Source organism: Mesorhizobium sp. M1078, assembly GCF_040318615.1.
GTDB lineage: Bacteria > Pseudomonadota > Alphaproteobacteria > Rhizobiales > Rhizobiaceae > Mesorhizobium.
In genome coordinates, this window is the sequence record NZ_JAMYMP010000094.1 from 1 (window position 1) to 923 (window position 923).

A 923-nucleotide genomic window follows, 5' to 3' on the forward strand; every position below is an offset into this window, starting at 1 on the left:
TCACGGCATGGCAACTGTGTTCATGCGAATGCTTTTTTATCGCGAATGATGGCGTTGAGGGCGACGAGAAGCTTTCTTGCGACGGCGATGATGGCGAGTTTCTTGGAACCTGAGCGGGCTGCGATGGCGGTGTAGAAAGTTCTGAAGCGCTCACAAGCCCGGATGGCGCCGAGCGCTGCCATGTAGAGTGCGCGACATACGCGTGATCGACCACCCTGGATCTGGCTCCTGCGATTGAGCTTGCCGCTCTTGTTGTCGAAGGGAGCAAGGCCGGCGAGTGCCGCGATCGACTTGGGTGAGCGTTGGCCGAGCTCGGGCAGGTGCGCCAGCAGCGAGAACGAAGTGATCTTGGAGACGCCGGGTACGGAGATCATCAGCGCGTTGTCGCGGGCCATGTCCTCGGCTTGGGCAATGGCTTGGGCGATCTGCCCCTCGATACCCTTGATGCGGACATTGAAGGTAGCGATCAGCTCTTCGATTTCGGCGATGACAATCGCGCCGAAGGCTTCGCTGCGCTGTTTCTTCAACGTTGCCCTGATCTCGACCATTTGGTCGCGAAGGCGGGCAAGCGATTGAAGGTGTTCGCCTTCTTCGCGCGGTGCCGGCTCGGCTTCCGGGTGATAGCGGCGGCCATAGTCGCTCAGCATTCTGGCATCGAGACGGTCGGTCTTGGCGCGCCGTCTCGTCGACTTCGCATAGTGGTGGGTGTGCGCCGGATTGTGCCGCGAGAACGGCACGCCGGCCTTGGCCAGCACATGACGCAGCAGGCGGTCATGAACGCCTGTCGCCTCCATGACGACGAAGTCTCGACTGGGATGCAGGCCTGCCACATAGGCAGCGATCGCATCGGCCTGATTGTCGATGCGATGGTATTGACCGCTTGCCTCATCAAAAAAGTCCAACCACTGCTTTGAGATGTCGCA

Annotated in this window: 1 protein-coding gene; it reads right to left on the reverse strand. The window is 60.2% G+C overall.

Annotated features, from left to right (window positions below; translation table 11 throughout):
• Nucleotides 1–20: 20 nt before the first annotated feature.
• On the reverse strand, nt 21–923 hold a 903-nt coding region (locus tag NKH38_RS33240; protein ID WP_352765753.1), incomplete at its 5' end, for an IS110 family RNA-guided transposase.